Below are 21,037 nucleotides of genomic sequence, written 5' to 3'. Positions count from 1 at the left end.
CCCGCCGATGGCGAGGCTTCGCCGCGCTATGAACCGGCTCGCGGCCGCGCCGCGCCGTTGGCCGCGCGCGGCTACGCGGTCGACGATGCCCAGCCCGATCACGACCAACCCGACTACGTCCCCAACGATCTCGACGTCCGCACCCTGATCCGGCCGCGACGCAGCGCGCCCCGTCGCGCGGCGATGCTGCACGATGCGGAGACACGCGAAGACGTCATCGCACGGAACAGCGCGCCGGCGGCTCGGCCTGCCGTCGAACAGGTTGCGCCGGATATGATGGCTCAATCCCCGGCGGCCATGGCCGATGCTGAGGTCAACGAACTCGTCCGAGAAGCGTTGACGGTCACAGAGCCCCCGGCCGATCTGCCGCCGATGCCCCCCCGCCGCGCGGCTTCGTCGAACGCCGTTCGATCCGAGGCGGCGTCAGTCCCGACCGTCGAGCTGGACTCGGCCGACACGGCCCACGTACCGAGCCAGACCGTAAGGCCGGCGGCGAACGATCAGGCGATCGTGCCTTCGGGAACTCCTGTCAGCCCGGCTGTTGCCGAGCCGCAGCTGCCCGAGCCCGAGCAGAAGCCGGAGCAGATCTCCGGCAAAGTCGTCGCTTCCGAGACTTCAATAGAGCAACCATTGACTGCCGCCGAGCGGCGGGAGCCGCCTGTGTCTCCTGCTGAGGTCAGTCTCCCCGACACTGCGGGCAGTTCGTCCCCGAATTACACCGCCGACGTCGAGAAGCTGATGAGCGAGGCCGTCGAGCTTACCAAGCCCCGGAAGAGACCGCAGCGCGCGCGGCGCGAAGCCCCCGCTGCGGTCCAGCACGCCACCGCGGCAGAGCTTCCGCTCGAGCCAGTGGTCTACGGGCCCTCCCCGAAGGCTTAGGGCACACCGCCGGGCACGACCAACAAAAAGCCGCCGCGCAAGGCCATTGCGCGGCGGCTTTGTCTTTTTGCCTGTTGGCCGACTAGCCGCCGGATCGACCCAAGCCGACTTTACAGCGACCGTTTGAAGTAGTGGCCGATCTCGCCGACGATGCCGCGGCGGAAGGTCAGCACACAGGCGACGAAGATCACGCCCTGGATCACCGTCACCCACTGCCCGAAGCCGGCGAGATATTGCTGCATGGCGATGATTACGAAAGCGCCGACCACGGGTCCGAAAATGGTGCCGAGCCCGCCGACCAGCGTCATCAGCACGATTTCACCCGACATCGACCAGTGCACGTCGGTCAGCGAGGCGTTCTGCGCCACGAACACTTTCAGCGCGCCGGCAAAGCCGGCCAGCGTGCCGGACAGGATGAAGGCCAGCAGCTTGTACTGGTCGGTCTTGTAGCCGAGCGAGATCGCGCGCGGCTCGTTCTCGCGGATCGCCTTGAGCACCTCACCGAACGGCGAGTTGATGGCCCGGTAGATGATCAGGAACCCGAGCAGGAAGCCCGCCAGGATCACGAAATACAGCGTGGTGGCGTTCTGCAGGTCGATGACCTTGAACATCTTGCCTTGCGGGATGCCCTGGATGCCGTCTTCGCCGTGCGTGAACGGCGCCTGCAGATAGATGAAGTAGAGCAACTGCGACAGCGCCAGCGTGATCATCGCGAAATAGATGCCCTGTCGGCGGATCGCGATTAGGCCTGTGATGACCGACAACCCGAACGCCGCTGCGGTGCCGACCACGATCGCCAGTTCCGGCGACAGGTCCCACACCTTGAGCGCATGGGCGCTGACATAGCCCGCGGTGCCGAGAAACATCGCGTGGCCGAACGACAGCAGGCCGCCATAGCCGATCAGCAGGTTGAAGGCGCAGGCCAGCAGCGCGAAGCACAGCCCCTGCATCACGAAGAATGGATACACCCCGGTGAACGGCACGATCACCAGCACGGCCGTCATCAGCCCGAAGGCGATCATCTCGTCGCGCACCGGGCGGCGGGTGGTGGCGGGAACGGAAGTCTGTGTCATCGTCGTCATGTCAGGTTGCCCGTCCCGTCAGCCCCGAGGGTTTCACCAGCAGCACCAGCACCATCAGCACGAACACCACGGTGTTGGACGCCTCGGGGTAGAAATACTTGGTCAGGCCTTCGATCACGCCGAGTGCGAAGCCGGTGATGATCGAGCCCATGATCGACCCCATGCCGCCGATCACCACCACGGCGAACACCACGATGATCAGGTCGGCGCCCATCAGCGGCCGGACCTGATTGATCGGCGCCGACAGCACGCCCGCGAGCGCCGCGAGCCCGACCCCGAGCCCGTAGGTCAGCGTGATCATCCGCGGCACGTTGATGCCGAAGGCACGCACCAGCGTCGGATTTTCAGTCGCGGCGCGCAGATAGGCGCCGAGTTGCGTCCGCTCGATCAGGTACCAGGTGAGCAGGCAGACCACGAGTGAGAACACCACGACCCAGCCGCGATAGATCGGCAGGAACATGAAGCCGAGATTCATGCCGCCGCGCAATTCCTCGGGGATCGCGTAAGGCAGACCGGACGAGCCGAAATAGTTCTGGAACAGCCCCTGAATGATCAGCGCGACACCGAAGGTCAGTAGCAATCCGTACAAATGATCGAGCCCGGACAGCCATTGCAGCAGCGTCCGCTCCATCAGCATGCCGAACGCGCCGACGATCAGCGGCGCCAGGATCAACGCCCACCAATAGCCGATGCCGAACAGGTTCAGCAGGAAATAGGCGCAGAACGCGCCCATCATATACAGCGCGCCGTGGGCGAAGTTGATGATGTTCAGCATGCCGAAGATCACGGCAAGGCCGAGACTCAGCAGCGCATAGAACGAGCCGTTGATCAGCCCGACCAGAAGCTGCGCCAACAAGGCCTGGATATTGATCGACATAGGGTTTCCAGCTCTCAGCGAGAAGTCACGTCAGCGGCGTCAGACGCCGAGATAGGTGTGCAGCTTGTCCATGTTGGCTTCGAGTTCCGAATTGGCGAAGCCGTCGATGATCTTGCCGTGCTCGACCACGTAGTAGCGGTCGGCCACCGTGGAGGCGAAGCGGAAGTTCTGCTCCACCAGCAGGATCGTGAAGCCTTCCTTCTTCAGTCGCGCGATGGTGTGGCCGATCTGCTGGATGATCACTGGTGCCAGACCTTCGGTCGGCTCGTCCAGCATCAGAAAGCGCGCGCCGGTCCGCAGGATGCGGGCGATCGCCAGCATCTGCTGCTCGCCGCCCGACAGCTTGGTGCCCTGGCTCTTCAGCCGTTCGCGGAGGTTCGGGAACAGCTCGAAGATCTGCTCGAGCGACAATCCGCCCGGCCGCACCTGCGGCGGCAGCATCAGATTCTCGCGCACGTCGAGGCTGGCGAAGATGCCGCGTTCTTCAGGACAGAATGCGATGCCGCGCTTAGCGATCTTGTCGGATGACGCCCGGCTGATGTCGTGGCCGTCGAAGGTGACGGTGCCGGTGCGCTTGCCGATGATGCCCATCACCGACTTCAGCGTCGTGGTCTTGCCGGCGCCGTTGCGGCCGAGCAGCGTCACCACTTCCCCGGTGCGCACCTCGAAATTCATGCCGTGCAGAATGTGGGACTCGCCGTACCACGCCTGCAGATCGCGCACGTTGAGCAGCGCATTGCCGCCGGCCGCGAGCGCTGTCCGGTCCAAAGTCGTCGCCTCAACCATGACCCGCTCCGAGATAGGCTTCCTTCACCCGAGCATCCTGGGTCAGGTCCTTGTAGTTCCCTTCGGCCAGCACCTGGCCGCGCGTCAGCACGGTGATGACGTCGGACAGATTGGCGACGACGCTGAGATTATGTTCGACCATCAGGATGGTGTACTTCGCCGAGATCCGCTTGATCAGCGCGGCGATCTTGTCGATGTCCTCGTGCCCCATGCCGGCCATCGGCTCGTCGAGCAGCATCATCTCCGGATCGAGCGCCAGCGTGGTGGCGATCTCCAGCGCGCGCTTGCGGCCGTACGGCATTTCGACCGCCGGAATCTCGGCGAATTCGCTGAGCCCGACATCGTCGAGCAATTCACGCGCCCGCTGGTTGTAGCGGTCGAGCACGCTCTTGGAGCGCCAGAAATCGAACGAATGACCGTGCTGGCGCTGCAGCGCGACGCGCACGTTTTCCAGCGCCGTCAGATGCGGGAACACCGCCGAGATCTGGAACGACCGCACCAGACCGAGACGCGCCACATCGGCCGGTGCCGTCGCGGTGATGTCCTGGCCTTTGTAGAGAATCTTGCCTGCCGACGGATGCAGGAACTTCGTGAGCAAATTGAAACAGGTGGTCTTGCCGGCGCCGTTCGGGCCGATGAGCGCATGGATATGTCCGCGGCGCACGCGCAGATTGACGTCGCGAACCGCAAAGAAGCCCGCGAACTCCTTCGTCAGCCCGTGCGTTTCGAGAATGATGTCATCGGCCAATGAGAGCTTCCCCCTGCCCGGTCCCGCGGCGGAGGCACATCCGCGGCCGAATTCTTGTTGCTGTCCGGTGTCGCGCGCCCTGGCAGGCGGTCCGACCCGTCTTTCTGGGCCGGACTATGCCGCTATTCGCCAGCCGTGCGCAAGATGCAATGCAGGCCAGCGTTAGTGAGCGATCCGTGTGGACAACAAGCCCGGTCCGTCAGGAGAACGCCTCTTCATAAGCCTCCGGCCGAAACCCGACCAGCAGCGTCTTGCCATGTTCCAGCACCGGCCGTTTGATCATCGACGGCTGCGCCAGCATCAGTGCGATCGCCTTGAATTCGGTCAGCCCTTCCTTGTCGGCATCGGGCAGCTTGCGGAAGGTGGTGCCGGCGCGGTTGAGCAGCGTCTCCCAGCCCGCCTGCTTGGCCCAGCGCGCGAGGTGCGCGTGGTCGATGCCCGCAGCCTTGTAGTCGTGGAAGTCGTAGGCGACGCCATGGCCGTCGAGCCAGGCCCGGGCCTTCTTCATGGTGTCGCAGTTCTTGATGCCGAAGATGGTGACGGACAAGCGGAAACCTCAGGTTCGCAGCAACGGCATATTCAGGCCGAGCGCCCCCGCTCCGTCAAGCGCTGCGACCGAATCGCTGGAGCCCGGCGCCGCGACCATGCCGGGATGAGCATAAGGTCGCAGAGCGGAGCGCTCTCGCTGTCACAGGAGTTACATCGACGGCTCCTAGAGCGGGCTGACGCGGTCCGTTCCGGCCGCGCCTGATCAAGCGAGCCACGCCATGTCGACCGAAATCGAGCGCCTGAAGCAGAAACTCGACCGGCTGATCGCCGATATCGAGGCCGACAGCCGCCCGCGCGTCGAGGCCTGGGCCGACAAGATCGAGCGAAAGGGCTTCGCCCCGAGTGCTGCCAATCTGGCGCATTATCTGGCGCTGCGCCGCCACGATCTGCGGCCGCTGCAGCGGGCGCTTGCGGCGCTCGGGCTGTCCTCACTGGGCCGTCTGGAAAGTCGGGTGATGCCGACATTGCTGGCGGTCCGAGCGACGCTCGCCGAGCTTTGCGGCGAACCACGATCCGTTCGGCCGTCCCTCCACCAGTTCTTTGCCGGCGAACACGAGCTCGCGCAGCGCAGCGAGGAGATGTTCGGGGCTGCGTCGAGCGGCCGCGCGACCGCCCTGCTGGTCACCTGCCCAAGCGAGGCCGCGGATGACCCGTCGTTCATGCTCCGGCTCGCCGAGCGCAAGGTCGAGGCGGTGCGGATCAATTGTGCGCATGACGACGCGGCCGCATGGCAGCGCATGATCAATCATCTGCACGTCGCCGAGGAGACCACCGGCCACCGGATGAAGATCCTGATGGACATCGCCGGCCCGAAGATCCGCACCGGTGCCGCACGTGCTCCAGAGGGCCGCGAGCGCATCCTGACCGGCGACCTGATCGCGATCGTGGCCGAGGGCGCGTTTCACCGCATCGATCTCGCCGAGGATCATTTCGCGATCGAATGCACGCTGAGCGATCCGTTGATCAACAGCGCGGTCGGCGCGCGGGTATTCGTCGACGACGGCAAGCTCTGCATCCGGATCGAACGCAAGACCTCTTGGGGCCTAGTCGGCCGGGTCACCTCGACGTCCGACAAAGGTCTGCGGCTGAAGCCGGAGAAAGGCCTCAACTTCCCGGACACGCTGCTCGACATTCCGGCGCTTACCGCGAAAGACCGCGACGATCTCGACTTCGTCGCCGAACATGCCGACGGCATCGAGTTTTCCTTCGTGCAGTCCGTCGCCGACGTGGAGACGCTGCAGGCCGCCCTTGCCGAGCGCCGCCCGGAGGACTGGCGGCGGCTGTCGCTGGTGCTGAAGATCGAAACGCCCGAAGCGGTCGCCAATCTGCCGGACATTCTGGTGCAGGCGGCCGGCCGGCAGCCGACCGCAGTGATGATCGCCCGCGGCGATCTCGCCGTGGAAATCGGCTTCGCCCGTCTGGCCGAAATGCAGGAGGAGATCCTGTGGATCGGCGAAGCCGCGCACGTCCCGGTGATCTGGGCCACGCAGGTGCTGGAGCAACTGGTCAAGAAAGGCACGCCCTCACGCGGCGAGATGACCGACGCGGCGATGGCGGCGCGCGCCGAATGCGTGATGCTCAACAAGGGGCCCTACCTGTTCAAGGCGATCACCGAACTCGACAACTTGCTGGGCCGCATGGCCGTCCATCAGCACAAGAAGACACCTCAACTGCGCAAGCTGCAGAGCTGGGGCTGATAGCTGCCGCCGCAGAGCCGGACGCCACTCGCCCAATGGAAGCCTGGTATCGATTGTATCTGGCGGCAGAGTCGGAGGTGCGGCGCGGTTTGAACAGCGGCGGCCGCAACCCCACCACCTCAGAGCGCTAGTCTCCTCGGCTCCTCGACCACGGTGAACGTCTGCGCGAGCGGCGGCAGGGAAACCGGTTCCGGCTGAACCACGTCCCCTCGCCGCTCGAGAAATCGCACGCACTGCATCTCCCGATCATAGCCGAGCAGAACGCCGAGCATAAAATCATGCTCGGCGGACAAGCCGCATAATGGTCCAACCATGAAGCTGCTCACCGCCTGGACCGCCAATGGGCTTCCGAACACGACATTGACGCGGTCCGGGCATGCCTCATGGATATGGTGGGCGATGCCGCGGCTCTGCAGGCGGGCAATCACTGGCGACGCCGCCTCGAGGGTCATCGTCATCAACGCGAGCGGGCGCATCCCTTTCGAAAGCTCGTAGAGATGGTGATTGAAGATCTGCAGCTCAGGGCTGCTCAGATCAGCCCGCTGACCCATGCCGTGATCCTCTTTTCGGTTTTTGATGACTGATTGTCCTGATCCAGCGGCAAGCCGACGAACTGGCCATCGCGCTCCGCCTTCGACCCCGTGTGATCGTAGCCGGACGTTGGGGTGAAGCCGACGACCGTGGCTCCTTGCTCGACGACCAAATCGTAAAGCACGCCCATCGCATCGACAAAACAATCGGGATAGCTCACCTGATCGCCGGTGCCGAACAGCGCCACCTTCTTCCCGCTCAGCCGGGCCCCGGTGAGCTTATCGAGATGCGCTTCCCAATCCGCCTGCAGATCGCCGGCGCCGTAGGTCGGCGTCCCGAGGATCAGCAGCGAACAATTTTCGAAATCTGCAGCACTCGCCGCCTTGATGTCGATGGCACGGCCATTGGTGTGTTTTGCGATGCGGCTCGCGACCGCCTTGGTGGCTCCGGCATCGGAACCGAAAATAACATTGACGCTCATGGGTCTCTGGTGCTCGCAGAAAATACGACGGCTGGCATAGGCATGGCTGCTTCGCCACCTGTTCGTGATGAAGTAATCGAACGCTAGTGTCGCGCCCTGAGCACCTCAAACTCAAATAACTATCATCTGCGCAAATAATAATCAGCTTAGTGATTGACTAATTCAAAACTACCCTGGCCCACCACACAGACGTACCATTTCTCGCCCCCCCAACTTCAGGCGGCATACGTTGATACCAGCAACGTAGATTTCTATAGCGGCACGGAGTCGGGTTCACCGGCGGCCACCGATCTCAACGAAATTGCAGATCGACAGCTGTCGAGCGGCAGCAATTTCGCGGCGGTCGCCATTCTTCAAAGCTCGCAGGAAAGCGGACTGCCGGCCCCGCGATCCACCTTCGGACGAAAGATCTGATTACCTTCACGGATTGACAAGTCGGCGAAAGCGCGCCCTAAGACGACATTCAGCATCAGTTTGCCGCGGAACCTTGTCCGGCGGCCCGCCAGCGATGCGTAGCTCAATGGGGCATCTGAAGGCGCGGTGATTTCTGAGAACCAGATCGTAGTCGTCGGGGGCGGCATCGCCGGGCTGTGTGCGGCGATCGCAGCAAGGCACCTCGGGGCGTCAGTGCACCTGCTGGATAATTCGCCTGCCGCTCTGCGCGGCGGCAACGCGCGCCACGCCCGGAATTTTCGCGTGGTGCATTCAGAGCCGACGCAGTTCGCGCCCGATAGCTATCAAGCCGCCGAATTTCTCGCCGAACTCGACGGCGTCACCGGCGGCGGCAGCGACCCTACGTTGGCCGAGCGCCTGGTCGCCGGCTCGGAAACGCTGGTGCCGTGGCTGATGGCGAACGGCGTGGCCATGCAGCCGCCGTCGCTCGGCGTCGTTCCCTATTCGCGCCGCACCGTGTTTCCGCTCGGCGGCGGCAAAGCGATGATCAACGCCCTGTATCGAACCGCAGCCGCGCTGGGGATCGCGGTCAGCAACGACGCCAATGTCTCCGCGCTCCGCGAATGCACAAGCGGCTGGACTGTCGAAATCGGCGCACCCGATGACGAAACCTCTGCGATCAAAGCCCGCACCGTGATCATCTGCGCCGGCAGTCCCGGTGCCGATCCGGCATGGCTGCACAGGCATCATGGCGCGGCGGGGGACGGCCTCATGATCCGCGGCACGCCCTACGCCGACGGCCGTTTGCTGGAGCAGTTGTTCGCGATGGGCGCGAGCGCCGTCGGCGATCCCACCGCGTGCCACATGGTGGCGGTCGACGCGCGCGGTCCGCGGTTCGACGGCGGCATCGTCACCCGCATCACCGCGATCCCCTACGGCATGGTGGTGGACGCCTCCGGCGCACGGATCGATGCCGTCGGCGCTGGCCAGGAGCCGACGCACTATGCCCGCTGGGGTCCGCGGATCGCGGCGTGCGAACGACAGACCGCCTACCTCATCCTCGACGCCGACGGGCTGCAACGCGCCGCGCCTCAGGCATTTGCGCCAATCGAAGCGGCTTCGGTCTCCGCCCTCGCCGCAACGCTTGGCTTGGAATCGGCGGCGCTCGAAACGGCCGTAGCCTCGTTCAACGCAACGCCGCCCACTGGCGCGCGTCCGCTGAAATGCGCGCCGTTCGCCGCCTATCCGATGCGCGCCGGCATTACCTTCGTGCATCACGGCGTCGCGGTGGACGATCGGCTGCGCGTTGTGTGGACCGATGGTCGCACCAATGACACGCTGTTCGCCGCCGGCATGATCATGGCCGCCAATGTGCTGCGCCGCGGTTATCTCGCCGGCCTCGGTCTCACGCTGGCGGCCGTGTTCGGCCGTCTCGCCGGCGAGGAGGCGGCGCGCCATGTCGTCCGCTGATCTCACCGCGGAAGCCGAGCGCCAGCTGCGGATCTGCACGGCCTGCATGTATTGCGACGGCCTGTGTCCGGTGTTCCCGGCGATCGACAATCAGCATCGCTTCGAGCTGACGGATATCAACTATCTGTCCAACCTCTGCCACAACTGCCGGGGCTGCTGGAGCGCCTGCCAGTACACGCCGCCGCATCCTTTCGCCATCAATCTGCCGGCGATGCTGGCGGCGGTGCGACAGCGATCCTACGCAGAGTATCTATGGCCGACTGCGCTGGGCCGCGCCTTCCGCCGGCCGATGCTGAGCATTGCGCTCGTCGTCGGCGTCGCCCTGCTGTTCACGCTGGCCGCCGTTTTGCTATCGGCCTCGCCCGCTGTATTGCTCGGCAGCGATCGGAGCGCGGGCGCGTTCTATCGCGTGCTGCCATGGCCGCTGATGGCCGGGGCCGCTGGCGCGTCGCTGCTGTGGGCGGTGCTGTGCATCGCGCTGGCGACGCTGCGCTACTGGCGCGCGATCGCACCGCCGCTGCCGGCGGGCGCACTCCTGCGCGCTTTGCGTCCGGCGCTGCGCGATATCATCACGCTGCGCCATCTCGGCGGCGGCGGACCGGGCTGCAACGACGTCGACGAGCGCCCCTCGCATCAACGCCGGATCGCACACCACGTCATGGTGGCCGGCTTCCTCGGCACCGTTCTCTCAACCCTCACCGCCGCGATCTATCATCACGCCTTCGGCTGGCTCGCGCCCTACCCGCTGACGAGCCTGCCGGTCTTGCTCGGCGGCGTCGGCGGCGTCGCCATGCTGGCCGGCATCGGCGGCCTGCTGACGATCGAGCGCCGCGCCGACCAGCAGCCGTCGGACCCACACGAGGTGCAGCTCAACCTCGCTTTCCTGATCCTGCTGGCGCTGGTCACGCTGAGCGGTCTGGCCGTCTTGGCGCTGCGTGAGACGGCGGCGATGGGCCTGTTGCTGATCCTGCATCTCGGGTTGGTGTTCGGCTTCTTCCTGGCGTTGCCCTTCACCAAGGCGATCCACGCGCCGTTCCGGGCGGCCGCGCTGCTGCGCGCCGCGGCCGAAGCTGAAGAAGCGAAACCGCTGGCTCGCAAACGCGGCGACTGACTTGCCGGCCCGTCTGCGGCGGACCGTCTTGATCCATCTCAAGACCGAGCCAAATTATAGTGCCGAGCCGCCGGCCAGCTGGCCGGTGAGTTCGATTGACACCCCGCTGTTTTCCGATCAAACATCGCTCCGCCGACGGTTCCTGTCTTCGGACGGGACGAAGAGGGAATATCGGAAGCCGGCATCCTGATCGGATGCGACGTGCCGAAGCTGCCCCCGCAACTGTGAGCGGCGAGTCATCGCAACATGCCACTGGATTGTTCCGGGAAGGCTGCGCTGGCGACGACCCGTGAGCCAGGAGACCTGCCGTCGCCTGCTGATTGACGCCATTCCGGGCGGGGTGTTCCGGGGTGAAGTTCGGCCGTTCGGAGTGCAGGTCCGTTCGCCGGTTTCGCATCGTCCCCAGGGGCGATGATCAACCGACGGACACGGCGCGATGCCGCTCTCGATTGTCAGCTCGGACGGGCGCGACGGATGCGATCCGTCGCGCGCGACCGCGCGCCCTGCCGATCTCGTGGTGATCGCCGGGTCCGATTCCGAGCTCGCCCGCTACGCGCAGGCGTGGCACGGTGCCGGCCGCGACCTGCCCGCCTTGCATATGGCAAACCTGCGGCGGCTCACGCCCAATCAAATCGAGCAGCTCAACACCGCGATAGCCGGTGCTCGCGGTCTCCTGATCCATCTGCCGCCGGACATCGACGACCGGCGAAGCGACATCACCGCGATGGCGGAGCTGGCCCGGTCGCGGAACATCGCCCTGGCGGTCGTCGGCATTGCGGACCAGGCCGACCCGGCGCTCGCCGCCTTGTCCAACATGCCGCGCACCACGCTGCGCCGGCTCGCCGCGCTCTGCCGGCGTCCGGATGCACGCTCGGCCCGCGCGGTGCTCACCCAATTGTCGCTGTCCGCTGGCCTGTCGATCGAGCCGTGGCTCGACGAGCCTGCGGCCGCGGTCCCCGAACCGATCCGCGGAGAAGCGCGATGAACTACGTCTACGAGGCGAACGGCGACGCGATCTATCGCCAGTCCTTCGCCATCATCCGCGCCGAGGCCAAACTGCAACGCTTCGCGCCCGATGCCGAGATCGTCGCGGTGCGGATCATTCATGCCAGCGGCATGGTCGATGTCGCGGACGATATTGTATTCAGCGGTGACTTCGTCGCAGCCGGCCGCGCCGCGTTGCGGGCCGGCGCGCCGATCCTGTGCGATGCGCAGATGGTCGCGAATGGCGTGACCCGCAAACGCTTGCCCGCCGACAACGAGGTGATCTGCACGCTGAGCGACCCGCGCGTTGCGGCGCTCGCCGAACAGATGAGCACCACACGCTCGGCTGCGGCACTCGAACTATGGCGCGAGCGGCTGGACGGCGCCGTGGTGGCAATCGGCAATGCGCCGACCGCGCTGTTCCGCCTGCTCGAAATGCTTGCCGAGCCCGGCGTGCCGAAGCCCGCCGCGATCATCGGCATTCCGGTCGGCTTCGTCGGTGCCGCGGAATCCAAGGAAGCGCTGCTGGAAGCAGCGCCCGCGCCGTGCGTCGTGGTGCGCGGCCGCCGCGGCGGCAGCGCGATGGCGGCAGCGGCGATCAACGCATTGGCGAGCGAACGCGAATGAGCAAGCCGACCGTCTACGGCGTGGGCGTCGGCCCCGGCGATCCGGACCTGATGAGTGTGCGCGCCGCGCGGCTGGTCGGCGCCGCCAAGGTCGTCGCGTACTTCCGCAAGGCCGGCCGCGCCGGCCACGCGCGCACCATCGTCAACGGCCTGCTCGCAAGCGACGTCATCGAAGAGCCGCTCGACTATCCGGTCACGACCGAGATTCCGCTCGACGATCCCGCCTATGCGGCGACACTGCGCAGCTTCTACGAGGAATGCGTCGCGCGGCTGTCGGCGCATGTCGCGGATGGCCGAGATGTCGTCGTGTTGTGCGAAGGCGATCCGTTTCTCTACGGCTCTTTCATGCACCTCTACGACCGGCTGGTCGGCGCGGTGCCGGTCGTGGTGGTGCCGGGCATTTCCGGCATGGCGGCATGCTGGACCGCCAGCGGCACGCCGATTACTTACGGCGACGACGTGCTGTGCGTGGTGCCGGCGACGCTGCGCGCCGACCGGCTCGCCGAGGTGGTGCGCACCGGCGACGCCGTGGTGATCATGAAGCTCGGCCGCAACTTGCCGAAGGTGCGGCGCATCCTGCAGGACGTCGGCCTGCTCCACCGCGCGATCTATGTCGAGCGCGGCGCGATGGCCGGAGAAACCGTGCTGCGCCTCGCCGACAAGCCGACCGACGACGCGCCGTATTTCTCGATGATCCTCGTTCACGGCCAGGGGCGACGGCCATGAGCGGTTCGCTGATCGTCGTCGGCCTCGGCCCTGGCGCACCGGAGCTGATCACGCCGGAAGTCACCGCCGCGCTCGCCGCGGCGACCGACCTGGTCGGCTACGCGCCCTATGTGGCGCGCGTCGACGCGGCACCGGACGTGCGCCGCCATGCGTCGGACAATCGCGAGGAGATCGACCGCGCTGCGTTCGCCCTCAAGCTCGCCGCAGAGGGCCGCCGCGTCGTCATCGTCTCCTCAGGCGATCCCGGCGTGTTCGCGATGGCGGCGGCGTTGTTCGAGGCGGTCGAGGCCGGCGAGCCGGCATGGCGCGATCTCGACATCCGCGTGCTCCCCGGCGTCAGCGCGATGTTCGCCGCCGCGGCGCGGATCGGTGCGCCGCTCGGCCACGACTTCTGCGCCATCAATTTGTCGGACAATCTCAGGCCCTGGGAGACCGTCGAGAAGCGGCTGCGCGCCGCGGCCGAGGCCGACTTCGTCATCGCGCTGTACAACCCGATCTCGAAAGCGCGGCAGTGGCAGCTTGAAGCGGCCTTCACTCTGCTGCGGGGTATTCACCCTGCGTCTGTCCCGGTGATCTTTGCCACCGCGGTCAGCGCGCCGCAGCAGCGGATCGACGTCGTGCCGCTCGGCGAGGCGCAGCCGGAGCGCGCCAATATGCGCACCGTGGTGCTCATCGGCTCATCGCAAACCCGCATCATCGACCGCGGCGACGGCACGCGCTTCGTCTACACGCCGCGCTCGGTCGGGGTGCTGTCGTGAGCCAGCCAATCCATCACGTCGGCAACGCTCGCGACCGTGCGGCGCGCCGGGATCGCGGGACGGCGCACCATCACCACCGGCAGCCCGAGATCGCGCGCGGCCTCGATCTTCGCCACCGCGGCGTCGCCGCCGGCATTCTTGGCGACGACGATCTCGATGCGGTGTGCTTCGAGCAGAGCGCGATCGCTGGCTCGGTCGAACGGCCCGCGTGCGACGACGACCTCGACGTTTGCCAGTGGCAGCGGCCCGCGCGGCGGATCGACCAGCCGCACCAGATAGGCGTGCTGCGGATGATTGGCGAACAGATCGAGGTTCTGCCGTCCGATACCGAGAAAGACACGCCGCGGCGCCGCGCCGAGCGCGACCGCCGCCGCCGGCAAATCATCGGCCTCGATCCAGCGATCGCCGCTTTGTGCCTGCCAGGGCGCGCGTTCGAGCGCGAGCAGCGGGATGCCGACGCCAGCGCAGGCTTCTACCGCATTACGGCTTATCTGCGCCGCGAACGGATGCGTCGCATCGACGACGCGGTCGATGCGCTCCGCGCGCAAGTAATCCATCAGGCCTGCGACGCCGCCAAAGCCGCCGATGCGCGACGGGATCGGCGGCAGCTTCGGCGTTTCGGTACGCCCGGCGAACGACAGCACCGCGGCGATCCGCGACTCGGCCGCCACGGCCGCGGCAAGACGGTTCGCATCGGCGGTGCCGCCGAGGATCAAGAGACGCAAAGACTGGTCGGAGCGAGGTGTCATGGCCCTCAGCGATGACACGACCACGCCGTGGCTGTCCATCGTCGGAATCGGCGAGGACGGAGTTGATGGCCTCTCCGAGCAAGCGCGCGCGCTGCTGACGCGGGCCGAGCTGGTGATCGGCGGCGACCGCCATCTGGCGATGGTCAGTGCGCTCGGCAAGCCGGCGTTGCCCTGGCGCGTGCCGTTCGCGGACTCGCTGCCGGACGTGCTGGCGGAACGCGGGCGCCGCGTCGTGGTGCTGTGCTCGGGAGATCCGTTCTGGTACGGCGCCGGCGCGGTGCTCGCCGGTCATCTCGCGCCAGACGAATGGACCGCGCTCCCGGCCCCGTCGACATTCTCCTGGGCCGCGGCGCGGCTCGGATGGCGGCTGGAACACACGATCACACTCGGCCTGCACGCGCAGCCGATCGCAGCGATGCGATCCTATCTGCGGCCGAGGGCGCAGCTGATCGTGCTGGTGCGCGACGGCTCCGCGGTCGCACAGATAGCGGCCTATCTAACGACGTCGAAATTCGGCGGCTCACAGCTCACCGTGCTCGAGGCGCTCGGCGGACCGCGCGAGCGCGTTCGGCAGTCGATCGCCTCCGCCCTCGCCTTCACCGATATCAGCGCGCCGGTCGCGCTCGGCATTGCGGTCGCAGCCGAGCCGAACGCCGCGATCATTCCCGTCACGGCGGGTCTGCGCGATGCGCTGTTCCAAAGCGACGGCCAACTCACCAAGCGCGAGATCCGTGCGGTGACGCTGTCGAGCCTGGCGCCGACCGGCGGCGAGCTCTTGTGGGACATCGGCGCCGGCTCGGGTTCGATCGGCATCGAATGGCTGCTGGCGGCGCGAAGTAATCGGGCGATCGGCATCGAGGCGCGCGCCGATCGGCTGGCGAACGCGCGCGCCAATGCCGAGGCGCTCGGCGTGCCGCAGTTCGATCTGCGGCTCGGCCAGGCTCCGGAGGCGTTGGCTGACTTGCCGACGCCGGACGCGGTGTTCGTCGGCGGCGGCGCTGGCCGGCCCGGAGTGCTCGAGGCAGCCTGGCAAGCGTTGCCCCAAGGTAGTCGGCTGGTCGTCAACTCGGTGACGCTGGAGAGCGAAGCGCTGCTGATCGCCTGGCACGCGCGCCACGGCGGCGAGTTGCTGCGGCTCGGCGTCGAACGCGCGGCGCCGGTCGGGGGTCTCACCGCATGGCGCGCCGCAATGCCGGTGGTGCAATGGAGCGTCCGCAAATGACGCGCGTGGTGATCGGCCTCGGGTTTCGCGCGGCGGCGCCGCAGGCGTCGATCGCCGAAGTGATCGACGCCGCGCGCAACGCTGCGGCGCCGGCTTGGCCGACGCTGCTGGCAACGCCGGCCGACAAGAGCATCTATCCGCCGCTGATCGCTGCAGCCAAAGCGGCTGCCCTGCCCTGCCTCGCCATCGACGAGCCATCGCTGCGGCAGGCCTCGGCGCGGATCACCACGCATTCGGCGCGCGTCGCACGCGCCCGCGGCGTCGGCAGCGTCTGCGAAGCTGCTGCGCTGGCAGCCGCCGGGCCGAACGCACGCCTTATCGTATCTCGCATGCTGTCGCGCGACCGCCAGGCCACCGCCGCGGTCGCGATCGAGGACACCAATCGATGACCGTCCACTTCATCGGCGCCGGCCCCGGCGCGCCCGACCTGATCACCGTGCGCGGGCAAGATCTGGTGCGGCGCTGCCCGGTCTGCCTTTATGCCGGGTCGCTGGTGCCGCGCGAGATTATCGCGCAATGCCCGCCGAATGCCCGCATCGTCGACACCGCACCGCTCGATCTCGATGCCATTACGGCGGAGTTCGTCTCCGCCGACGCGGCCGGCCACGACGTCGCGCGGCTGCACTCCGGCGACCTGTCGGTGTGGAGCGCGATGGGCGAACAGATCCGCCGGCTCGAAGCGCACGGCATCGCCTACACGGTGACGCCCGGCGTGCCGTCCTTCGCGGCAGCAGCCGCGGCACTCGGCCGCGAGCTCACGCTGCCCGAAGTCGCGCAGACCGTGGTGCTGACGCGCACCTCGGGCCGCGCCTCCGCGATGCCGCCGCGCGAAACGCTGGACGCCTATGCGGCGACCGGCGCGACGCTTGCGATCCATCTATCGGTGCATGTGCTGGACAAAGTCGTCGCGACGCTACGGCCGCATTACGGCGACGACTGCGCGGTCGCGGTGGTGGTGCGCGCGAGCTGGCCGGAGGAGCAGATCATCCGCGGTACGCTGACGACGATCGCCGCGCAGGTCGCCGCAGCGGGGATCGATCGCACCGCGCTGATCCTGGTCGGGCCATCGCTGGCCGCAACGGATTTTCGCGACAGCGCGTTGTACGATGCGGGCTACGACCGGCGCTACCGGCGCTCCGCGCAGGACGAGCGCACGCGTGACTAATCACCCCCGCGGACTCATCGTCGCCGCCCCATCGACGAACAGCGGCAAGACCACCGTGACGCTGGCAATGATCGCGGCGCTGCGCCGGCGCGGCCGTGTCGTGCAGCCGTACAAATGCGGGCCAGACTATATCGACCCGGCATTCCACGCGGCGGCGGCCGGTCGGCCCTGCTACAATCTCGACTCCTGGGCGTTCAACCGCGGCCGCGTCGCCGCGCTGCTGGAGGCCGCGGTCGGCGCTGATCTCAGCATCGCCGAAGGCGTGATGGGTTTGTTCGACGGCGGCAGCCATGCCGGCGCGTGGGGCCACGGCGCCACCGCCGATATCGCCGCCGCAACCGGCTGGCCGGTGGTGCTGGTGATCGACGTCGCCGGGCAGTCGCAATCCGCCGCCGCGGTCGCGCTCGGCTTCGCGCGCTATCGAGCCGACGTCACCGTCGCCGGCGTCATCCTCAACAACGTCGCCAGCGCGCGGCACGAAGCGCTGGTGCGAGCCGGCTTCGCGGCGCATCCAATCCCCGTGCTCGGCACGTTGGTGCGCCACGCCAGCCAGTCGATCAAGAACCGTCACCTCGGGCTGGTGCAAGCGCGCGAGCACGCGCAACTCACTGAACGGCTCGACGCGCTGGCGACGCTCGCCGAGCAAGGCATCGACCTTGCCGCGCTCAAGCAACTGGCGCAGCCGTCCCGGTTCGACACGCCGGCGACGCCGGCCTTCGCCCCGCCCGGCCAGCGCATCGCGCTCGCCAGCGACGATGCGTTCTCGTTTATCTATCCGCACCTCCTCGCGGGCTGGCGCGCCGCCGGCGCCGAGATCGTGCCGTTCTCGCCGCTCGCCGACGAAACGCCCGACGACAGTTGTGACGCGGCGTGGCTCCCGGGCGGCTACCCCGAACTACACGCCGGCCGGCTCGCCGCGTCGTCGCGATTCATCTCTGGACTACGCGCCTTCGCCGAAACGCGCCCGGTCCATGGCGAGTGCGGCGGCTACATGACGCTCGGTGCCGGACTGATCGACGCCGACGGCGCACGCCACGCCATGACCGGACTGCTCGGGCTGGAAACCGACTTCGCCCAGCGCAAGCTGCATCTCGGCTATCGCGTCGCCACATTGCATGCGCCTGCCGCCGGCCATCCCGCCGGCACAGTGCTACGCGGCCACGAGTATCACTACGCGCGCGTGCTCTCGGTATCCGACGAGCCGCTGGCCGACATCCACGATGCCTCCGGGGTAGCGACGGCGGAGACCGGCAGCCGCCGCGGCCACGTCACCGGCACCTTCTTCCATATGATCGACAGTTCACAGGAGCCTGCCGCATGATCCCGGCCGCTCCAACTTCCTCCTTCCCGCCCGGCAGCGTCGCGCTGGTCGGCGCCGGCCCCGGCGATGCCGACCTGCTGACGCTGCGGGCGATCCAGCGGCTGCAGGTGGCCGACGTCGTGCTGTATGACGATCTCGCCGGCGAGGACTTCATGTCGTTCGTCGGCCCCAATGCCGAACTCGTCGCCGTCGGCAAGCGCGCCGGCCATCCGTCGCCAAAGCAGGACGAAGTCAGCCGGCTGCTCGTCGCCTATGCACGCAGCGGCAAGCGCGTCGTACGGCTCAAGGCCGGCGATCCGACCGTGTTCGCGCGATCGGACGAAGAGCTTCGCGCGCTGCGCGAGGCCGGCATCGCGGTCGAGATCGTGCCCGGCATCACCACCGCGATGGCGGCCGCGGCTGCACTCGGCGCGTCGCTGACAAAACGCGGCGTCGCGCGCCGCGTGCAGCTGGTCACTGGCCACGATGTCGATGGCCGACTGCCAGGCGATCTCGACATCGCCGCGCTGGCCGATCCGGCCGCGACCACCTGCATCTATATGGGCAAGGCGACCTTCCCGGCGCTGGTGCAGCGCCTGCTCGCGCATGGCCTCGATCCGGCGACCCCGGCCGCAATCGTCGAGAGCCTCGGCTCGCCGGAGACGCGTATGCTCCACGGCACGATCGTCGAGATCGCCGCGCAACTCACGACGGATCGTCCGCAGGGAGCCTGCATGATCCTCTATGGATTTGCTCTGGCGGCGTCCTGACAGCGGCCCAGCGAGACGACATCGAAGCCCGCTCGGCCGCGCGGTTCTTCGGTTGGAGCCGCAAACCCAGATCGATCGATCAGCCGTCTCGTGATCAGATCGATTCTCGCGTGAAGCCGGCCGCCGCAGCAGCCGGACGACAGGCCGCGGCGCCGTCGTCCGGTGCCTCTCACGCGATCGTGTCCGGGAGTCGCGCGGCCCACTCCGTCACAGCGCCGACATCTTCATCGTCACTCTTCCCCTCCGGCGGTTGCACAGATCCGTGCTGGTATCGAATTTGTACTTATCGAAGCGCCGCAGCACGCGCGCATCGTGGCGCGCGAGCCACACGTAGGTGACCGAGTCGGGTCATCGCTTCTCGCGAAATGAGGCACAAGGGTATCAAACATCAACGATTACTCATCGATGATGTAGCAACTCAACTCATCCGAGTGCATTCAAGGCGATCGCGCCACTCGACAACAATCAGAAACTCAAAAGAAGCGGCGACCTGCACGACCTTGACGCAAGTCAACATCGCGCAGCTTCCGAGACGGACATGTTACTCGCGATCGCACTCGCCGAATAACTAACTCGATCGCCGCAACCGTGTGCCTCCGCTGACCTCCGCCCCGAAGAGGCGAAGGGCGACGCGACGCACCAGGCGAGTGAAGCAACGTCCTGATCACTTGTTGTCCGCCGACAGGAGCCGAGAATGACCTACGCCACGACATTTCCCTACACGGGCGAGACCCTGAAGACCTTTCCAAACGCCACCGATCAGGAGGTCGCGGAGGCGATCGACGCCGCGCACAATGCCTTCCTCACCTGGCGCGACGTGTCGTTCGAAGCGCGGGGAGCCGTTCTGCAGAAGGCCGCCGACCTGTTGCGACGGAACGCCGACGACTACGCCAAGTTGCTGACGCTGGAGATGGGCAAGCTGTTCGTCGAAGCCAAGGCCGAGGTCGAGCTTTCCGCCAGGATCTTCGAGTACTACGTTCACAACGCCGAACGCCTGCTGCAGCCCGAGCATTTGCCGGTCGCCGATCCGGCCGAGGGCGAGGCCGTGATCGTCTGCGAGCCGCTCGGCGTGCTGCTCGCCATCGAACCCTGGAATTTTCCTTACTATCAGATCGCGCGCATCATCGCGCCGCAGCTGTCGGCCGGCAACACGATGCTGCTGAAGCACGCCTCCAACGTTCCGCAGAGCGCGGCGGCATTCGAGCGGCTGATGCGCGAGGCCGGGCTCCCGCACGGCGCGTTCGTCAACCTCTACGCGACGCGTTCACAGGTCGAGACGATCATCAACGACCCGCGGGTGCACGGCGTCGCCCTCACCGGATCGGAAGACGCCGGTGCGATCATTGCGAGCCAGGCCGGCAAGGCGCTCAAGAAGTCGACCATGGAACTCGGCGGCGCCGACGCCTTCATCGTGCTGGCCGATGCCGATCTCGACAAGACGGTCAAATGGGCGGTGTTCGGCCGGCACTGGAATGGCGGTCAGGTGTGCGTGTCGTCCAAGCGCATGATTATCGTCGATGAGATCTATGACGAGTTCCTGGCGCGCTATCGCAAGGGCGTGGCCGAACTGCGAGCCGGCGATCCGTTCGATGCGGCGACGACGCTGGCGCCGCTGTCGTCGCAGGGCGCAGCCGACGAGATCAAGGACCGTATTCGTCAGGCTGTCGCGCATGGCGCGAAGGCCGAGGAAGTCGGGCCGACCGTGCCCAATCAGGGCGCCTTCGTCCAGCCGACGATTCTGACCGACCTCGGCGAAGACAATCCGGCGCGCTATTGGGAGTTCTTCGGCCCGGTGTCGATGCTGTTTCGCGCCGCCGACGAGAACGATGCGGTGCGCATCGCCAACGACTCGCCGTACGGACTGGGCGGCTCGGTGTTCACCTCAAATCCGAAGCACGGCGTCGAAGTCGCACGGCGAGTCTCGACCGGGATGGTGTTCGTCAATCATCCGACCAAGGTGGAAGCGGACCTGCCGTTCGGCGGCATCCGCCGCTCCGGCTACGGCCGTGAACTGCTCGGTCTCGGCCTCAAGGAATTCGTGAACCACAAGCTGATCGACGTCGTCGATATCGACGCCAGGTTCTAGCCGCACCACGACCGCCGGCCTCGCGGTCCGGCGGCGACGCGATGTTT

At 66.9% G+C, this 21,037-nt stretch carries 21 protein-coding genes, 1 pseudogene and 1 riboswitch; of the genes and pseudogenes, 14 read left to right on the top strand and 8 right to left on the bottom strand.

The genetic code is table 11. From position 1 onward, the window contains the following. Window positions 1–879: pseudogene (locus IP86_RS29110) on the top strand (hypothetical protein); the annotation flags it as partial. Between the two features lie 110 nt (window positions 880–989). On the opposite strand, the gene IP86_RS14770 reads toward IP86_RS29110, so the two are convergent. The 5 genes from IP86_RS14770 to IP86_RS14750 form a co-directional block, all read right to left on the bottom strand. Next, entirely contained in the window at window positions 990–1,961 is a 972-nt protein-coding gene (locus IP86_RS14770) for a branched-chain amino acid ABC transporter permease (RefSeq protein WP_054163288.1), read from the bottom strand. A 1-nt stretch (window position 1,962) separates the two neighbouring features. Further along, entirely contained in the window at window positions 1,963–2,826 is an 864-nt protein-coding gene (locus IP86_RS14765; RefSeq protein WP_054163297.1) for a branched-chain amino acid ABC transporter permease, read from the bottom strand. Window positions 2,827–2,877: 51 nt separating this feature from the next. Continuing rightward, window positions 2,878–3,624: an ABC transporter ATP-binding protein gene (locus tag IP86_RS14760; protein WP_054163287.1), complete on the bottom strand. Its 747-nt coding sequence runs from the start codon at window positions 3,622–3,624 to the stop codon at window positions 2,878–2,880. Continuing rightward, complete coding sequence (locus IP86_RS14755; protein ID WP_054163286.1) at window positions 3,617–4,372, bottom strand: ABC transporter ATP-binding protein; 756 nt, start codon at window positions 4,370–4,372, stop codon at window positions 3,617–3,619. Before IP86_RS14755 ends, IP86_RS14760 begins: the two co-directional genes overlap by 8 nt. A gap of 199 nt (window positions 4,373–4,571) precedes the next feature. Beyond that, the gene (locus IP86_RS14750) at window positions 4,572–4,919 is read right to left on the bottom strand and encodes an ArsC family reductase (RefSeq protein WP_082364017.1); all 348 of its coding nucleotides are present in this window, start codon (window positions 4,917–4,919) and stop codon (window positions 4,572–4,574) included. Window positions 4,920–5,139: 220 nt separating this feature from the next. On the opposite strand from IP86_RS14750, the gene IP86_RS14745 reads away from it, so the two are divergent. After that, window positions 5,140–6,618 carry a pyruvate kinase gene (locus IP86_RS14745; RefSeq protein WP_054163285.1) on the top strand — a complete coding sequence of 493 codons (1,479 nt, stop codon included), beginning with the start codon at window positions 5,140–5,142 and terminating at the stop codon, window positions 6,616–6,618. A gap of 119 nt (window positions 6,619–6,737) precedes the next feature. On the opposite strand, the gene IP86_RS14740 is transcribed toward IP86_RS14745, so the two are convergent. Then, the gene (locus tag IP86_RS14740; protein WP_082364019.1) at window positions 6,738–7,169 is read right to left on the bottom strand and encodes a DUF2023 family protein; all 432 of its coding nucleotides are present in this window, start codon (window positions 7,167–7,169) and stop codon (window positions 6,738–6,740) included. Then, window positions 7,148–7,630 (bottom strand): flavodoxin FldA, encoded by a 483-nt coding sequence (fldA, locus tag IP86_RS14735; protein ID WP_054163284.1) that lies wholly within the window; start codon window positions 7,628–7,630, stop codon window positions 7,148–7,150. The genes IP86_RS14740 and fldA overlap by 22 nt, the downstream gene beginning before the upstream one ends. Before the next feature lie 540 nt (window positions 7,631–8,170). Here fldA and tcuA point away from each other — a divergent pair. The 6 genes from tcuA (at window position 8,171) to cobJ (ending at window position 13,698) form a co-directional block, all read left to right on the top strand. Further along, window positions 8,171–9,493, top strand: coding sequence for an FAD-dependent tricarballylate dehydrogenase TcuA (gene tcuA, locus IP86_RS14730; protein ID WP_349509533.1), 1,323 nt, complete (start codon window positions 8,171–8,173; stop codon window positions 9,491–9,493). Next, complete coding sequence (gene tcuB, locus IP86_RS14725; protein WP_054163283.1) at window positions 9,480–10,604, top strand: tricarballylate utilization 4Fe-4S protein TcuB; 1,125 nt, start codon at window positions 9,480–9,482, stop codon at window positions 10,602–10,604. The genes tcuA and tcuB overlap by 14 nt, the downstream gene beginning before the upstream one ends. A gap of 119 nt (window positions 10,605–10,723) precedes the next feature. Further along, a riboswitch (cobalamin riboswitch) is annotated at window positions 10,724–10,929 on the top strand. Window positions 10,930–11,040: 111 nt separating this feature from the next. Next, the gene (locus IP86_RS14720) at window positions 11,041–11,589 is read left to right on the top strand and encodes a hypothetical protein (protein WP_054163282.1); all 549 of its coding nucleotides are present in this window, start codon (window positions 11,041–11,043) and stop codon (window positions 11,587–11,589) included. Continuing rightward, window positions 11,586–12,215: a precorrin-8X methylmutase gene (locus tag IP86_RS14715; RefSeq protein WP_054163281.1), complete on the top strand. Its 630-nt coding sequence runs from the start codon at window positions 11,586–11,588 to the stop codon at window positions 12,213–12,215. Before IP86_RS14720 ends, IP86_RS14715 begins: the two co-directional genes overlap by 4 nt. Continuing rightward, window positions 12,212–12,940, top strand: a complete 729-nt coding sequence (locus tag IP86_RS14710) for a precorrin-2 C(20)-methyltransferase (RefSeq protein ID WP_054163280.1) — start codon at window positions 12,212–12,214, stop codon at window positions 12,938–12,940. The genes IP86_RS14715 and IP86_RS14710 overlap by 4 nt, the downstream gene beginning before the upstream one ends. Further along, window positions 12,937–13,698, top strand: coding sequence for a precorrin-3B C(17)-methyltransferase (cobJ, locus tag IP86_RS14705; protein WP_054163279.1), 762 nt, complete (start codon window positions 12,937–12,939; stop codon window positions 13,696–13,698). Before IP86_RS14710 ends, cobJ begins: the two co-directional genes overlap by 4 nt. Here the strand turns inward: cobJ and IP86_RS14700 are convergent. Continuing rightward, the gene (locus tag IP86_RS14700; protein ID WP_054163294.1) at window positions 13,665–14,414 is read right to left on the bottom strand and encodes a cobalt-precorrin-6A reductase; all 750 of its coding nucleotides are present in this window, start codon (window positions 14,412–14,414) and stop codon (window positions 13,665–13,667) included. The two genes, cobJ and IP86_RS14700, sit on opposite strands and share 34 nt — an antisense overlap. A gap of 31 nt (window positions 14,415–14,445) precedes the next feature. Between IP86_RS14700 and IP86_RS14695 the strand changes: the two genes are divergently transcribed. The 6 genes from IP86_RS14695 (at window position 14,446) to IP86_RS14670 (ending at window position 20,990) form a co-directional block, all read left to right on the top strand. Continuing rightward, the gene (locus tag IP86_RS14695; protein WP_054163278.1) at window positions 14,446–15,669 is read left to right on the top strand and encodes a bifunctional cobalt-precorrin-7 (C(5))-methyltransferase/cobalt-precorrin-6B (C(15))-methyltransferase; all 1,224 of its coding nucleotides are present in this window, start codon (window positions 14,446–14,448) and stop codon (window positions 15,667–15,669) included. Continuing rightward, complete coding sequence (locus tag IP86_RS14690; protein ID WP_054163277.1) at window positions 15,666–16,058, top strand: cobalamin biosynthesis protein; 393 nt, start codon at window positions 15,666–15,668, stop codon at window positions 16,056–16,058. The genes IP86_RS14695 and IP86_RS14690 overlap by 4 nt, the downstream gene beginning before the upstream one ends. Then, window positions 16,055–16,834 carry a precorrin-4 C(11)-methyltransferase gene (gene cobM / locus IP86_RS14685; protein ID WP_054163276.1) on the top strand — a complete coding sequence of 260 codons (780 nt, stop codon included), beginning with the start codon at window positions 16,055–16,057 and terminating at the stop codon, window positions 16,832–16,834. The genes IP86_RS14690 and cobM overlap by 4 nt, the downstream gene beginning before the upstream one ends. Continuing rightward, window positions 16,776–18,155: a cobyrinic acid a,c-diamide synthase CobB gene (locus IP86_RS14680; RefSeq protein WP_082364016.1), complete on the top strand. Its 1,380-nt coding sequence runs from the start codon at window positions 16,776–16,778 to the stop codon at window positions 18,153–18,155. Before cobM ends, IP86_RS14680 begins: the two co-directional genes overlap by 59 nt. Beyond that, window positions 18,152–18,904 carry a uroporphyrinogen-III C-methyltransferase gene (gene cobA, locus IP86_RS14675; RefSeq protein ID WP_054163275.1) on the top strand — a complete coding sequence of 251 codons (753 nt, stop codon included), beginning with the start codon at window positions 18,152–18,154 and terminating at the stop codon, window positions 18,902–18,904. The genes IP86_RS14680 and cobA overlap by 4 nt, the downstream gene beginning before the upstream one ends. A 694-nt stretch (window positions 18,905–19,598) precedes the next feature. Further along, window positions 19,599–20,990, top strand: a complete 1,392-nt coding sequence (locus IP86_RS14670) for an NAD-dependent succinate-semialdehyde dehydrogenase (protein ID WP_054163274.1) — start codon at window positions 19,599–19,601, stop codon at window positions 20,988–20,990. Window positions 20,991–21,037 lie beyond the last annotated feature (47 nt).

Source organism: Rhodopseudomonas sp. AAP120, assembly GCF_001295845.1.
Taxonomy (GTDB): Bacteria; Pseudomonadota; Alphaproteobacteria; order Rhizobiales; family Xanthobacteraceae; genus Rhodopseudomonas.
The sequence above is the reverse complement of the archived record's forward strand: the minus strand, read 5'-3'. Positions and strand labels throughout refer to the sequence as shown.

Excerpts from the sequence above, each read along its gene's own strand:
- IP86_RS14770 (WP_054163288.1), bottom strand. The coding sequence starts at position 1,961 with ATGACGACGATGACACAGACTTCCGTTCCCGCCACCACCCGCCGCCCG.
- IP86_RS14760 (WP_054163287.1), bottom strand. The coding sequence starts at position 3,624 with ATGGTTGAGGCGACGACTTTGGACCGGACAGCGCTCGCGGCCGGCGGC.
- IP86_RS14745 (WP_054163285.1), top strand. The coding sequence starts at position 5,140 with ATGTCGACCGAAATCGAGCGCCTGAAGCAGAAACTCGACCGGCTGATC.
- IP86_RS14740 (WP_082364019.1), bottom strand. The coding sequence starts at position 7,169 with ATGGGTCAGCGGGCTGATCTGAGCAGCCCTGAGCTGCAGATCTTCAAT.
- fldA (WP_054163284.1), bottom strand. The coding sequence starts at position 7,630 with ATGAGCGTCAATGTTATTTTCGGTTCCGATGCCGGAGCCACCAAGGCG.
- tcuB (WP_054163283.1), top strand. The coding sequence starts at position 9,480 with ATGTCGTCCGCTGATCTCACCGCGGAAGCCGAGCGCCAGCTGCGGATC.
- IP86_RS14720 (WP_054163282.1), top strand. The coding sequence starts at position 11,041 with ATGCCGCTCTCGATTGTCAGCTCGGACGGGCGCGACGGATGCGATCCG.
- IP86_RS14715 (WP_054163281.1), top strand. The coding sequence starts at position 11,586 with ATGAACTACGTCTACGAGGCGAACGGCGACGCGATCTATCGCCAGTCC.
- IP86_RS14710 (WP_054163280.1), top strand. The coding sequence starts at position 12,212 with ATGAGCAAGCCGACCGTCTACGGCGTGGGCGTCGGCCCCGGCGATCCG.
- cobJ (WP_054163279.1), top strand. The coding sequence starts at position 12,937 with ATGAGCGGTTCGCTGATCGTCGTCGGCCTCGGCCCTGGCGCACCGGAG.
- IP86_RS14695 (WP_054163278.1), top strand. The coding sequence starts at position 14,446 with ATGGCCCTCAGCGATGACACGACCACGCCGTGGCTGTCCATCGTCGGA.
- IP86_RS14690 (WP_054163277.1), top strand. The coding sequence starts at position 15,666 with ATGACGCGCGTGGTGATCGGCCTCGGGTTTCGCGCGGCGGCGCCGCAG.
- cobM (WP_054163276.1), top strand. The coding sequence starts at position 16,055 with ATGACCGTCCACTTCATCGGCGCCGGCCCCGGCGCGCCCGACCTGATC.
- IP86_RS14680 (WP_082364016.1), top strand. The coding sequence starts at position 16,776 with ATGCGGGCTACGACCGGCGCTACCGGCGCTCCGCGCAGGACGAGCGCA.
- cobA (WP_054163275.1), top strand. The coding sequence starts at position 18,152 with ATGATCCCGGCCGCTCCAACTTCCTCCTTCCCGCCCGGCAGCGTCGCG.
- IP86_RS14670 (WP_054163274.1), top strand. The coding sequence starts at position 19,599 with ATGACCTACGCCACGACATTTCCCTACACGGGCGAGACCCTGAAGACC.